Origin of the sequence: Oceanicola granulosus HTCC2516 (assembly GCF_000153305.1) — a bacterium.
In the GTDB taxonomy this organism is placed as follows: Bacteria; Pseudomonadota; Alphaproteobacteria; order Rhodobacterales; family Rhodobacteraceae; genus Oceanicola; species Oceanicola granulosus.
Genome location: NZ_CH724107.1, coordinates 773,988 through 788,908, shown reverse-complemented (window position 1 = coordinate 788,908; position 14,921 = coordinate 773,988). Strand labels below are relative to the sequence as shown.

Sequence of the window (14,921 nt, the reverse complement as noted above, 5' to 3'; positions counted from 1 at the left end):
AGCCGGTGGGTGATCGTGTCCTGCCCGAAGCCCGCGGAGAACAGGTAGGTCGCACCGCCGCCGTCGTCCGACAGCGCGTCGTCGCCGCCGCCGCCGGTGAGGCTGTCGTCGCCATTGCCGCCGAACAGGCTGTCGTTGCCCGAACCGCCCGACAGGACGTCGTCGCCATCGCCGCCGGACAGCCGCTCCCAGGCGTCGGTGCCGGTGAGCGTGTCGTCGCTCGCCGTGCCGGTGAGCGGCGCGGGCGCGGCGCTCGCCATGCCCGCGAGCGTCGCGCCGTCCCAGATCGTGCCGTCGGCGAAGCGCACCTCGGCAAGCGGCGTGACGACGTCGCCGTGGCTCGGGCGCAGCTCGATGCTGTGCGCGCCGCCGTCGAGCAGAAGCAGCAGGTTGTCGCCCGCGAGGCCGACGGTGACGTCGGCGGGCGCGATGCCGGTGCCGAACACGACCACGTCGAGGTCGGTGTCGTACCGGCTCAGGACGAGCACGTCGTGGCCGAAGGCGGCCTCGAAGATGTAGGTGTCGTCGCCCTCGCCGCCGTCGAGCAGGTCGTGCCCGGCGCCGCCGATCAGCACGTCGTCGTTGTCGCGCCCGTAGAGCTGGTCGGCGCCCTCGAGGCCCGACAGGGTCGTGGCGCCGTAGAAGGAGGCGTAAAGCGTGTCGTCGCGGGTGCCGCCGCCGATCTCGGGCTCGTCCGATCCGGCGAAGTCCGAGATCCCGTCACGTCCGGTGACGTCGGCCATCGCCCAGAGGTCGTCCATCGACCACGTCGCGTCCGACAGCCGCACCTCGACCTGCAGGTCGTAGTCGAGCACCACCCGCCCCTCGCCAGACGCGCGCGCGATCTGCAGGTAGTAGTCCGGGCTCTCGCCGACGACGACGTCGGCCGCCGCGAGGTGGGTGAGCGACAGGATGTCGATCGTCGTGTCGTAGAAGAGTGGCGCTTCAAGGAAGACGTAGTCGAAGCCGTCCTCGAGCAGGAAGGTGTCGGCTCCCGGCCCGCCCTCCAGCCTGTCGCGGCCGAGGCCCGGCGCGAGGATGTCGGCCCCCGGCCCGCCGTCGAGGCTGTCATTGCCGGCCCCGCCCGACAGGCTGTCGTCGCCGCCGAGGCCAGAGATGACGTCGGCGCCGTCGCCGCCGGCCAGAGTCTCGTCGGCGACGTCGCCCGATTGCTCGGCCCGGGGCAGCGGCGCGGCGAGAACGAGGATTTCGGCGAAGGTGTAGGTCCGCGCCTCGGCGCTGAAGACGACCTCGGTGAACGGGTCGTCGGAGGGCGCTCCTTCTTCGCCGCTCTCGCCGCCGTGGAACACCCACAGCACGTCGTCGGTGCCCGCGAAGGTCAGGAAGAGCATCCCGCCGTCGGTGTAGACGCGCAGGTCGGACGAGCTGAGGGTGCCGTCGAACTCGACGCGGTCGACGCGCGCCGCCTCGCCGTTATCGCCGTCGCTCAGCCGGTCCTGCCCGAAGCCGAGGGAGAACTTGTAGGTGTCGCTGCCCGGGCCGCCGTAGAGGCCGTCGTTGCCCGCCCCGCCCTCGAGCACGTCGTCGCCGTCGCCGCCGTAGAGGTCGTCGTTGCCGCCGAGCCCGGCGAGCGTGTCCTGCCCGCCCACGCCCCTGATGTCGTCGTCGCCCCCCGCGCCGGTGAGGCTGTCGTCGACGACGCCGGTCGGCGCGGTGATGTCCTGCCCCCCGGCGGGCGGAACGGCGCGCGCCAGCAGGGCGGCGTGGTCCCAGATCGTCCCGTCGGAGAGGTGCACCGCGTCGATACCACCGGTTGCGGGGTCGACGGCCGCGCCGCCGACGATGGTCAGCCGGTCGCCGGTCGCGGAGAGGCGCAGCACGAGGTCGCCGCCCGCCGTCTCCTCGACCACCACGTCGGCCGGCGCAACGGTGGCGTCGAAGCGGACGATGTCGTGATTGCCCGAGCCGTCGCCCGTGTTGGCGCCGCCGTCGTCGAGGATGTCCCGCCCGAAGCCCGCCGCGAAGCTGTAGACGTCGCTGCCGCCCTGGCCCGAGAGGGTGTCGTTGCCCCCGCCGCCGGTGAGGGTGTCGTTGCCGCCCTCACCGAGCATCCGGCTCGCGGTGGCCAGGCCGTTGATCGTGTCGTCGCCCGGCCCGCCCTCGAGCAGGTTGTTGGCCGGATCGCCCTGCTGGACCAGCCCGAGCGGGCGCTCGGCATAGGGCCGCGCCGCGGCGATCATGTTGGCGTGGCTCCAGCTCGTGCCATCGGCGAAGCTGACCGTCTCGACACGCGCCGCACCGCCCGCGACGGTGTCGACGAGGCGCAGCTCGTCGCCCGCATCGGTGGCGAGCACGAGGTCGTCGCCGTCGATGTAGACCGTCACCTCCGTGGACAGGATGCCGTCGAACACCACCGTGTCGTTGCCCGACCACGAGGACGAGCCGTCGTGCTCGAGCAGGCTGTCGTGACCGAAGCCGGGCGCGAAGAGGTAGGTGTCGTCGTGGCGTCCGCCCGTCAGGCTGTCGTCGCCCGCCCCGCCGGTGAGCGTGTCGGCGCCGTCATCGCCGGTGAGGCTGTCGTTGCCCGCGCCGCCGGTGAGCGTGTCGGCCCCGGCGCCGCCGGTGAGGGTGTCGTCGCCCGCGCCGCCGTCGAGGTCGTCGTCGCCGTTGTTGCCCGTGAGCGTGTCGTCTCCCGCGAGACCGGCGAGGCTGTCGCCGGCCTGGGTGCCGGGCAGCAGGTCGTCGCCCGCCGTGCCGGCCTGCACCCGCGCGAGCAGGTCGGCGAAGGCGACGGTGGTGCCGTCGTCGAACAGCAGCGTCTCGACGATGAAATCGCTGTGCTCGAGCGCGCGCGCGATAGTGACGCGCTCGTCGCGGCCGCTGAACGACACGACGAGGTCCGCCCCGTCGGCCCGCGCCTCCAGGTCGTCCGCCGAGAAGCCGGGGCCGAAGGAGAGCACGTCCGCGCCGGATCGGGTCGACCAGCCGTCATCCGAGACGATGTCCTGCCCGAAGCCCACCTCGAAGCGGTAGACGTCGTTCCTGTCGCCGCCGCTCAGCACGTCGTTGCCCGGCCCGCCGGTCAGCGTGTCCTCGCCGTCGAGGCCGGACAGGCTGTCGTTGCCGCCACCGCCCGACAGGGTCTCGGAGGACGAACCGCCGGTGAAGGTCTGGTCGGCATCGCTCGGCACCCAGGCGAGGGCGAGCAGGTCGTCGTGGGTGAGCTCGTAACCGTCGGCGAAGCGCACCAGCTCGATGCGGTCGCTGAGCCGGTCGACGGTGCGCGACAGCGTGAGCCGGTCGTCGCGGCCGGCGAAGGTCAGGATCAGGTCCTGCGGCGTCGCCGTCACTTCGAGGTCGGCCAGCGACAGCCCCGCGCCGAACTCGACCACGTCCGCCGGCGAATTGGCCGTCCGGCCGTCGTCCCAGATGAGGTCGCGCCCGAACCCGGCCTCGAAGCCGTAGACGTCGTTTCCGAAGCCGCCCTGCAGGTAGTCGTTGCCGACGCCGCCTTCGAGCGTGTCGTCGCCATTGCCGCCGAACAGGCTGTCGTTGCCGCCGCCGCCCTCGAGCAGGTTGCCGTCGTAGTCGCCGATGAGCTGCTGGTCGGTGTCGTCCGCCAGCCAAGCCAGTGCCGCCACCTGCGCGTGTGTGAGCGTGGTGCCGTCGAAGAAGACGTAGCTTTCGAGGCGGTAGTTTCCGCTGTTGAACGTGTTCTCGACGACGAGCCGGTCTTCGGTGCCGGCGAAGGTGAGGACGAGGTCGCTGCCGTCGGTGCGCACCCGCAGATCGGCCGCGGATAGGCCGGCCCCGAAGATCACTGCGTCGGTGGGGGAGTTGTTTGTCCGGCCGTCGTCGGAGATCGTGTCCTGCCCGAAGCCGGACGCGAAGCTGTAGGTGTCGTTGCCGAAGCCGCCGCGCAGCCAGTCGTTGCCGGGGCCGCCCGTGATGACGTCGTCGCCGCTGCCGGCGAACAGGCTGTCGTTGCCGCCGCCCCCGTCGAGCGTCTCGCCGTCGAAGCCGCCGTGGAGGGTCTGGTCGCTCTCGTCGGGCGCCGTGGCGCGGGCGAGCATCTCGGCGTGGCTCAGCTCCTGCCCGTCGGCGAAGCGGTAGGTCTCGATCCGGCTGCGGTCGTGGCTGAGGGTCTCCTCCACCACCAGCCGGTCGGTGCGGCCCGCGAAGGTGAGGATCAGCGAGGTCCCCGTCGACTCGACCCGCAGGTCGGCCAGCGCCAGGCCCTCGCCGAACTCGACCACGTCGAGCGGGGAATAGAAGGAGGTGAGCCCGAGATCGCGGATCCGGTCCTGTCCGAAGCCCGCCTCGAACAGGTAGAGATCGCTGCCGCGGCCGCCCTCGAGCGAGTCGTCGCCCGGCCCGCCGGTGAGCGTGTCGGCGGCGTGGCCGCCGTCGAGGGTGTCGTCGCCCCAGCCGCCGGTGAGCGTGCCCGGGTCGTTGGTGCCGGTGATGGTCTGCGAGGCGGTGGTGCCGAAGGGCGCGCCGTTGAAGTTGGCGGAGGTCAGCGCCGTCATGTCGGTGTCGACCAGCCGCACCAGCATCCGGGCGGCGTCGAGCGAGGTGGTGCCCTCGTCGACGAAGTAGACGTAGCTGTCCGCGCCCTCCTGCCGCACGACCACCTCGCCCGCGAGGCCAGCCGCCAGCCGGATGTCGAGGACGTCGCCGAGGTCGCCGGTCTCGAAGCCGGTGACGGTTGTGAGCGCGGTGCCGGGATCCTCGAGCGGAACGAAGAGCTCGAAGACATCCACCACGCCGTCCGACGCGGTCAGCGTGCGCGGCAGGTCGGCCGGCGCGCTGCCGCCGCCGGAGCCGCCGCCGATGCCGCTGCCGCCCTGCCCCATGGCGAAGAGCGGGTCGGTGAAGGGGTCGTGGTCGGGCGTGCTCGGATGGAGGGCGCGCTGCGCCGCCGCCTCGCTGACGAGCGCCGCCTCGACCGTCGCGGCGGTGAGGCCGGGGCCGGAGGCGAACTGGAACAGGTCGATCGGCCGCGCCGTGGTGGCGAAGTGGTCGCGGATCGTCAGCTGGTCCTCGTGGCCGACGAAGCGCAGCAGCAGGTCGTCGCCCGCGCGCACCGCGACGAGGTCGGCGGCGTCGAAACCCGCGCCGAACTCGACGACGTTGGTCGAGAAGGTGAAGCTGCCGCTCTCGACCACCACGTCCGCCCCGTCGCCGGGCGCGAAGAGGTAGGTGCTGTCGCCCACGCCGCCCGCGAGGGTGTCGTCGCCGCGCCCGCCCGTGAGGGTCAGCTCGAAGCCGTGCGCGGTGCCGACGTCGATCACCTCGTCCGCCGCGCTGCCGGTCACGGCGCGCGCGAGGATGTCGTCGAGCGTCCACGTCTCGCCGGTGGCGAAGACGAACCGCTCGATCAGCTTGTCCTTGCCGCCGCCGTCGAAGAAGCCGCGCAGGGTCAGCCGCTCCTCGCGGCCTGCGAGGCCGATGACGAGGTCGGACGGGCCGGTCGAGAGCACGACCACGTGCCCGGGCAGGATGCCGGCCTCGAAGCGCAGGGTGTCGACGGCGCTGGCCGACAGCTCCTCGACGTCGGCGATGACATCCTGCCCGTCGCCGTGGCCGAAGACGTAGGTGTCGCCGCCGCTGTGGCCCTGCAGCAGGTCGTTGCCGAGCCCGCCGTCGAGGACGTCCGCGCCGCGGCCCGTCTCCAGCGTGTCGTTGCCCGCGCGGCCGAAGAGGTTGGTCGCCGGCTCGGGATCGCTCGGCGCGCCGGAGGGGACGATGACGTGGTCGTCGCCGTCCGTCGCCGGCAGCGCGCGCGCAAGGTCCGCGACCTCGAGCGTACGCCCGTCGGCGAAGCGCAGGGTGCCGACGATGGCGTCGGGATCGGCCGCCGGGTCGACCAGCGTCAGCCGGTCGTCGCCGCCGGCGATCAGCAGGATCAGGTTGCCCTCGGCATCGCGCTTGGCGGTGACGTCCTCGAGCGCGATCCCCGCGCCGAAGAGCACCGCGCCGAAGCCGTCCGCGCCGCCCGCGCTCTCGATCCGGTCCTGCCCGTCGCCGCGCGCGAAGGTGTAGACGTCGTCGCCGAGGCCGTCGACGACGTGGTCGTTGCCGAAGCCGGGGCGGTAGACCTCGCTGCCCGGCGTGCCGGTGAGCAGATCGTCGCCGTCCGAGCCGGTGGCGTTCACGAGGTCTAGCAGCGCGTCGCGGCTCCAGCTGGTGCCGTAGGAGAAGACCACGCTCTCGAGCGCCGCGCCCCGGATGATGACGGCGTCGTCGCTGCCGGCGAAGGTCAGGATCAGATCGTCGCGGTCCGCCGCCAGCCGCTCGACGCGCACGTCCTCGGGCCGGTAGCCGACGAGCTCGAGCCGGTCGGTGCCGGCGATGTCCTCGATGACGTCCTGCCCGTCGCCGATGGTGAAGCGGTAGACGTCGTCGCCCCGGTCGCCGCGCAGCTGGTCGTCTCCGCCGCGCCCCTCGATGACGTCGTCGCGGTCGCTGCCGCGCACGATGTCGTCGCCCGGCCCGATCTGACTGTCGACGTAGGCTTGCACCAGCTCGGCCGCGCCCCATTCCTCGCCGCTGGCGAAGCGCAGGCGCGGCACCGCGCCACCGCCGAGCGCGCCGACGACGATCAGCTGCGCGCCGCCGCTCTGAAAGCCGAGGACCAGGTCGTCGCCCTCGGCGCTCGCGCGGCGCACGCTGACGCGCGTCGGATCCCATTGCGGCAGGCTGACCAGCGCGTCCCCGGCGCCGGGCGCCATCTGCACGCGGTCGATCCCCGATTCCCCGGTGACGACGACGAAGCCGCCCTCGCCCAGCACGACGAGATCGTGCCCGCCGCCGGGATTGACGGCGAGGCCGTCGGGCAACGCGGCGGTCTCGACGGTATCCTGCCCGCCGGTGTCGCGGCCGTCGCGGATGATGCGCTCGACCTCGGCCAGCGTCAGCTCGGTGCCGTCATCGAAGACGAACAGCTCGACGGGCCTGTCGCCGAGCCCCCCGAGCACGGCGAGGCGTTCGTCCGTCGCCGCGAGCCGGATCACGAGGTCGTCGCCGATGGCGTCGAAAGTGACGGTGGCGGGGCTGACGCCGGCCCCGAAGACCAGCCGGTCGATGCCGGCGGTGTCGCGGATGCTGTCGAGCCCGTCGCCGTAGCCCCAGAGGTAGCTGTCGTCGCCGTCGCCGCCTTCCATCGCGTCGGAGCCCGCGCCCGAGGAGAGGGTGTCATCGCGGTTGTCTAGCCCGAGCAGCTCCTCGTCGCGCTCGGTGCCGGTGAGCATCCGGTCGATGATCTCGTCGAGGGTCAGCACGGTGCCGTCGGCGAAGCGGAACTCCTCGACGCGGGTGTCGGCGAGCCCGCCGGCGATGGTCAGCACGTCGGTGCCGTTGCCGAGGTCGATCACCAGGTCGTCGCCGGCGCGCGTGATGCGCAGCGCGTCGCGGGTGACGGAGGCCCCGAACTGCACGCGGTCGATCACGCCGTCGGCGTCCACCGCCTCCTCGATCCGGTCGAAGTCGTAGTCTGCGCCGAAGGCGTAGGTGTCGGCCGCGCTGCCGCCGACGAGCCGGTCGTCGCCCTGCCGTCCGTCGAGCACGTTCGGCGCGGTCGGGTTGCCGACGATGACGTTGTCGCCCCGGTTGCCGCCCTCGATCTGCAGCAGCTCCTCGACGTCGGAGATCAGCATGAAGCTGCCGTCGCTGGCGAAGTCGAACCGCTCGACGCCGTTGTCGAGGTCGAGGAACTGGTTGCGGATGCGCAGGGTGTCGGCGTGTTCGGCGACGGAGACGACGAGGTCGTTGCCGTCCTTGGTGAAGACGACGTTGTCGCGGGTGATGCTGGCCCCCAGCTCGACCACGTCGTCCTCGCGCACGACGATGCCCTTGCGGTCGTTCCAGGCGGCGCGCACGCGGGTGTCGACGATCACGTCCTGCCCGTAGCCGATGTCGAAGCGGTAGATGTCGCCGCCGTCGCCCCCGATCAGCGTGTCGTCGCCCGCCTGCCCGTCGAGCAGTTCGCCGAAGTTCGAGCCGGTGATCGTCTCCCCCGCCGCGGTGCCGACGAGGTCGAGATCTTCGGGGTTGAAGTCGGTGTAGTCGAGGCTGCGGTCGGTGAACTGGAAGAGCTCGACCGCGTGCGCCTGCTGGCCGGCGCGAACGTACTGGTTCTCCAGCACGATCCGGTCGCTGGTGCCCTTGATCGTCATGATCAGGTCGAGCGCGGTCCGCGAGAACTCCACGTCCTCCGACGTCAGCCCGACGAACTCGATCTTGTCGGCCCCGGCGCTGTCGAACACCGTGTCGCTGCCGTAGCCTGCGGCGAAGACGTAGGTGTCGCCGGCGCTCTGGCCCTCGAGCCGGTCGTCGCCGAGGCCGCCGTCGAGGCGGTCGGAGATGGTTTCGAAGCCGTAGATGGTGTCGTTACCGTCGGTCCTGGCGATGTCGACATAATGCTGCAGCAGCTTGAGGTAGGACCACGTGGTGCCGTCGGAGAACTCGATCTCCTCGATCAGGTTCAGGTAGCCGACGAGCAGGATCTCCTCGAGGAAGTCGGGCAGGATCGCCTCGTCTTCGGTGCCCGAGATGCGCAGGGTGAGGGTGTCGGAGCTGCCGTCGCGCAGGAAGTCGAGGTCGGTCCAGCGGATGTCGTCGGTGAACTGGAGCAGGTCGTCCTTGGGGCCGAACAGCGCGGAGGCGAAGTCCTTGTCCTCGATCACGTCGCGCCCGTAGCCGCGCCCGAAGATGTAGGTGTCGAAGCCGGACTGGCCGGTGAGGTAGTCGTCGCCCGCGCCGCCGTCGAGGGTGTTGTCGTTGAGCACCCCGTAGATCGCGTCGTCGCCGTCGGTGCGGGCATTTTCGAGCACGCGGTCCACGAGCTCGGAGAAGCTCAGCATCCCGCCCCGCTCGAAGACGATCTTCTCGATCTGGTTGGGGGCGACGAAGTCGAGCCCTTCGTCGGTGCCGATGGCCTCGGCGAAACCGCCGAGGTTCAGGCGCAGCCCGCCGAACTGGTTGACCAGCAGCACGGAATCGCCGGTCTCGTTGCCCGCGCTGTCGAGAATGGTGATGAGCACGTCCGTCGAGGCGCCGTCGCGGGTCAGCCGGATCGTGTCCTCGGTGATCTCGCCGCGGAACATCAGGAAGTCGAGCCCCGCCTGCACCGGCCCGAAGGAGAAGCCGCCGACGTCGTCGATCACGTCCTGGCCGTCGCCGATGCGGAAGATGTAGGTGTCGCCCCCCGCGCCGCCGCTCAGGTAGTCGTTGCCGAGCCCGCCGAACATGACGTCGCCCGAGCCCGAGCCGTAATAGGCGTCGTTGAAGTCGCCGGCGGCGCGCTCGAAGTCGACGACGTTGAACGCCATGCGCTGGCGGTCCCAGACGGCGCTGTCGGCGAAGACGATCTCGTCGACGCCGGTCTGGCTGCGCTCGCCGTTGCCCAGCAGCGCGTTGCGCTCGCCGAGGAACTGGTCGCGTAGCAGCACGTGGTTGGCGCCGTCGTTGTAGTAGAGGTAGAGGTCCTCCCCGTCGCGCACCGCCCGCACCTCGTCCGAGCGCAGGCTGGTGAAGCGCAGCTGGTCCTGGTCGCCGAGGTCGCGGTCGTAGATGACGTCGTCGCCGGCGTCGGCGCCGATGAAGTAGACGTCGATCTGCACCTCTTCGGGGTCGAAGGCCTGCGTGTCGGCGTCGTAGCTGCCGACGACCGTCTGATCGCCCCCGGTGAGGTAGAAGAAGTTCACCCCCTCGTGCCCGCGCACCTCCGTGTCGGCGGGCGCGTGTTCGACGAGGCGGCGCTCGTCGACGCTGAAGGCGTTGGCCAGCGTCGGCACGTCGATGTCGAGCGGGTGCGCCTCGTAGGCGGCGAGCGCCATCTGGAAGACGGAGGCTTGGTCGATGGCGACGGTGGAGTCGAAGAAGAACTTGGGATCGGCGGGCTGGTAGTCCGGGTAGACCTGGGTGAGGATCGCGTTCCAGTTGATCAGGTAGTCGACCACCGCGTCGTCGGCGTTGCTGCCCGGCGCGGCCGCGAAGATCGCCTCGAACATCGGGAACAGGCCACGGCCCGAGGTCGGCTGGAAGACGTCGAGCTCCGGGTCGTACTCGAGATCGGGCGCGAAATCCTTGAGCCCGTCCTGCAGCGCCAGCCGGACGGCGAGGCGGCGGCTGATCAGGACGTATTGCTGGAAGTTGGCGCCGATCAGCTCGATCATCGGGGCGATGACCGATTCGTAGGTCTCGGTGGACAGCGTGTAGTCGCCGTCGGCGGTCACGCGGTAATCGATCAGGCCGGTCGTGTTGTCGAGCGTGGCCGAGAGCATCTCGGGGTGGAAGTCGTAGCCGCCGAGGCTGGTGGCGAAGTGGAATTGGCCGGGCGTCAGCAGCTCGACGCGGTAGGCGCTCTCGTCGCGCGAGCCGACCTCGTCGAGCGTGTCGAGGTCGACGGCATAGTTGCGCAGCTGGAACTCGCGGCTGTCGCCCGTCTTGAACTGCAGCTCCAGCGCCCGGTCGAGGTTGCGTGCCCAGACGTGGAAGGTGCCGTCCTGGTCGGTCAGCTCGACGGTGTAGTCCACGACGATGCCGTCGGTGACGCGCACGCCGATATGCTCGACGTCGAGGTCGGCGAGCGGGTTGTGCCCGATCTCCTCGACCCGCCACTCCTGCCCCGCCTCGCGCGGCAGGGCGAGGATGTCGGCCACGGTCGGCCGGGCGATGAGCGCGCCCGAGGCGTCGGTGATCGCGCGCCCGCTGGCGAGCTGCCACGAGCCGTCGGGCTGCTCGATGCCCCAGTCGTCGATGACCGCGCGGTCGTCGACGATGCGCATCAGGTAGGGCGCCTCGCCGCGATGCGCGACCGGCGCGCCGCGCAGGGCGGGCGACCAGGTCTGCTCGAGCTGCCATGTCTCGCCCGCGCCGGCGGACTGGGCCAGCAGGTCGGACAGGCTGGGCCGGTCGATCACCGCCCCGCCGCCGTCGCGCACCGGCGCGCCGCTGTTCAGCGTCCAGTAGCCACCGGTCTCGTCCTCGACGTAGATCCCGTAGTCGGCCAGCGTGACCTTGCCCTCGGCATCCTCGTGCACCAGCACCGGCGTCAGCTCGCGGGTTCGCTCGAGGGTCTGGCCCCAGTAGCTCAGGACCGGGCCGATCTGGTCGCGCAGGGCGAGGAAGTCGGGCTCCGTCATCGACGCGCCCACGTCGGCCACGATCTGCCCGAAGGCGATGTCATTGGCGATGGCGACGCTGAGGTCGGTCATCGAGCCGTAGCCCTTGTTGTCGACCGCGAGGTTGGCGAGCCAGGGCGCGCGGCCTGCCTCGCCGGCGTACTTGGTGTAGGTTTCGAAGGTCTCGAAGATCGACTCGTAGGCCCGCGTGACCGTGCCGTCGGCGAAGGCGACTTCGGCGGTGTCGAAGAGCTGCACGCCCGAGGGCTGTGTGATGTCGAGCGGGTCGGTCGCGAGCGAGAGCGACAGGATGCCGAGCTCGTCGAGGGTGAAGAGCTCGCCGGCATCGGTCTCGGCATCGCCGTCGAGGTCGCGCCAGATGCGCAGCTGCGACCAGATCGCGTCGGCGCTGGTGATCGCGCCGTCGCCGGTGTCGTCGTGCGCGCCGAGATCGTCGAAGCCGTCGCCCGTCTGGGTGCCGAACATCTCCGAGGCGTTGTCGATGCGGCCGTTGTCATTGAGGTCGCGCACGAGGAAGCCGTCGTCGGCGTTGAGCCAGCTCGAGGCTTCGGCGAAGAGGTCGTTGTCGAAGTCGAAGAAGACCTGCGCCTGATTGGGGGCGATCGTCTCGATCCCGTCGCCGTCGAGGTCGATGATCAGCGGGTCTTCCCCGTCCACCCAGTCCAGCGCCTTGGCCGAGCGGATCGCGGCGCCCAGCATCCAGTTGGCGGCATCGGCGAGCATGATGGCGTCGTAGGCCTGGAAGAAGGCCCCGACACCCGCCGGCGTGGCGCGGACGAGTTCGGCCGCGGCACCGAGGCCGCCCATGATGGTCGAGAAGACGTTCGGGAAGTTGAAGAGCATCCCGAAGTCGCCGACGTTGTCGTTGAGGGAGTCGTCGACCGACGCGAAACCGCCGAGGTCTTCCTTCCACGGGATGTCGAAGTTGTCGGACGTGGTGAGGTCGAAGTCGTTGACCTCGAGGACGCCGCGCGTGTTGAAGGTCAGATCCTCGCCGTAGGCCACCTCGTCGGGCAGCGCCAGGCCGGTGGCGACCCGGAACAGGAGGTCGGTGGTGTTGGCGACGATGAAGCGGCCGTCTTCCTCGGCGACGTAGACGATGTTGGGCAGCCAGGTGTCGAAGAACGTCCGCATCAGCCCGTTCTCGGCGGCCGTGCTCACCAGCGCGAAGTAGGTGAAGCTGTTGGCCACCGCGTCGAGCACGTGCTTGCTGCCCGTGCGCGCGCCCAGCAGGAACGACACCGACGAGGCCGAGGCATCGCCGCCCGTCAGCGGGATCCCGTAGTAGGACAGCACGTCGTGCTTCTGCGGGTCCATGATCTTGGTGCCCGGCGCGAAGTAGAACAGATCGCCGTTCTCCGGCCCGTCGCCGACCGGCGTGACCGTGCCGTCGGCGTTGACGACGGTGCCCGTGGGCGTGTCGCCATAGAGGATCCCGTCGGGGGTCGAGTTGATGATGACGTCGCGGCCGAGGCCGCCGGCGACGGTCACGCCCTCCCCGCCCGAGACGATGAGGATGTCGTCGCCCGCCCCGCCGTCGACCGTGAGATCGCCGGCGGCGATGTCGGAGATGAAGATCACGTCGTCGCCGTCGCGACCGTAGATCTCGCCGGTGCCCGAGATCGTGCCCGCGTCGTCGCCGGTGATGGCGAAGCGGTCGTCGGCGTCGGTGAGGTAGACGGAATCCAGGCCCGTGAAGCCGACCATGTCGGGAACGACGGTGTCGTCCTCCTCCTCGAGCAGGCGGTCCACCGTCTTGACGATGGCGAAGCCGTCGCGGATCGCCTCGCGGTAGCCGCCGAACAGCGCCGGCTCGGCGACCTGGACGTAGCCGTTGCGATAGAAGACACCGAGCGACTCGTAGAAGTTGTCGATCCCGGCGATGAAATCCAGCACGTCGTCGTCGGGCCCGCCGCCCGGGGCCCTACCGAAGTCGATCAGGATCTGCTCGTCAAAGCTGTCGACGACATGCTCGGTGCCGACATGGACGTAGTCGGCCCGCTCGCTGAAGATGACCTCTTCCATCTCCCAGAGCAGCGTCGAGTACCCCTCGCGTTCGAGCCGCAGCTGGACTTCCGCCTGCTCGCGCGTGGTGAAGGGGAACTGCAGGAACGGCGAGATCCAGATCGTGGCGACGTGCCCGCCCTCGCCCGCCAGCTCGAAGCGGTCGTAGCCGTCGCCGCCGAAGATGACGTCGTCGCCCTCGCTCTGCACGGCCGTGTCGTCGCCGCCGCCGCCGTAGATGTATTCCGAGCCGCCCCCGCCCGTGACGCTGTCGCCGCCGCCGCCGGTGGTGATGACGCCGCCGCCGCCGCCGCCGGTGACCACGTCCCCGCCCCCGCCCGAGGTGATGACGACGGGCTGCGACGTGCCGCCGGCGTCGATGACATCCGCGCCGTCGGTGCCGACGATGACGTGCGGCCCGCTGCCGGGGCCGGCACCTGGCGGCGCACCGCCCGGCTCGAGCACGGTGATCGACGCGATGCTGGTGACGCCGACGCCGAGGAGCTCGGTGAACAGCGCCTCGAGCGACGCGAAGCCCGTCGCCACCTCGATCCGCTCGTCGGACAACTCGCTCTGGCGCAGGATCGCCCCGCGCAGGCCGTCGAGGTTGATCGGCGCGGTGCCGGTGTCGCCGCCGAAGGTGAGCGCGGCGAGGTCGAATCGCGTCGCGCCGTCGGGCAGCGACAGGATGCCGAGCCGCGCCGACGCGTCGTCCTCCACGTCGCCGATCGCCAGCGACGCGGCATTCTGCACCACGAGGTCGGCGAGGCTCTGCAGCACCGTCTGGTAGCCGTCGTCCGTCAGCACCAGCTCGTCGAGCCACGCCGCCCCGCTCGCCTTGAGTCGGCCGAGCTCGTCGGCGTCGTCGAACAGCGCCCAGATCGCGGTGTCGCCGAACGGCCGCTCGCCGCTGTCGAGCGCCGAGTAGGCCAGCGCCGTCTGCATGGTGGTCAGCGCGTCGCCGGTGCCGGTGAAGGCGTCGATGCCCGCGATGCTCTCGGCGATGTCGGTGTCGAAGAAGGCGGTCCAGATCTCGTCGCCGACGAGGTGCCAGTCGGTATGGCCCTGCTCCGCCGCCCATTGCAGGTGCACCAGCATCGGCAGCGAGCCGAGGCTCGTGCTGTCGAGCAGCCCCGTCCGCGGCAGGAGCGCCGCCGCCGGGCTCGCGGCGGCGAGCCGCAGCTCCTCGAGGCGCGCGCCCTGGATGGCCAGCGTATCGACGCCGCTGCCGTCGAAGGCGGCCGGCGCGCTGCCGTCGAAGTGGCGGTCCTGTACGGCGGTGTCGGTCTGCGCCAGCGCGAACAGCTCGTCCGTGGCGTGCTCGTGTGGCAGGTGATCGAACGTCAGCGCGTCCTGCCCGTAGGCCGTCGCCACCAGCCCCGCCAGCCCGCCGCCGAGCCCGTGCCCGGTGAGCGCGACCGCCCCGTCGCTCGTCGTGCCCCTGACCGCGCGGAACTGGTCGAGCGCCAGCGCGACCCGTCCCTCGCTGCCGCCCGGCAGCCCGCTGCCGGTGCTCCAGTCGTCGGAGATGCCGAGCCACTCGGGCGAGTCGTAGTAGTGCGGATCGAGCGTCGGGTTGGTGCCGCGGAACGCCAGCACCGCCTCGTCGGCCAGCGCGTCGATGCCGCTCGTGTCATAGGCGACGGCGTAGTAGCCGGCCTCCTGCCAGTCGACCGCCAGCGTCGGGTCGGGCGGCAGCACCGTGGCATCGCCGAGTGCGTCGGTGGAAAGGGAGACGACAGCATCGGCGCCGCGATTGTAGCTGTCGAGCGAGAAGAGCGCGAGCAGGAGCTCTCTGGAAAGGGCCAT

Annotated in this window: 1 protein-coding gene (only partly in view); it reads right to left on the bottom strand. The window is 70.9% G+C overall.

Translation table 11 applies throughout. From position 1 onward, the window contains the following. Positions 1-14,921: the beginning of a tandem-95 repeat protein gene (locus tag OG2516_RS20645; protein ID WP_040614957.1), read on the bottom strand. 17,542 nt of this gene lie to the left of the window's left edge; only the first 14,921 of its 32,463 coding nucleotides appear in the window; its start codon is at positions 14,919-14,921; the stop codon falls past the left edge of the window.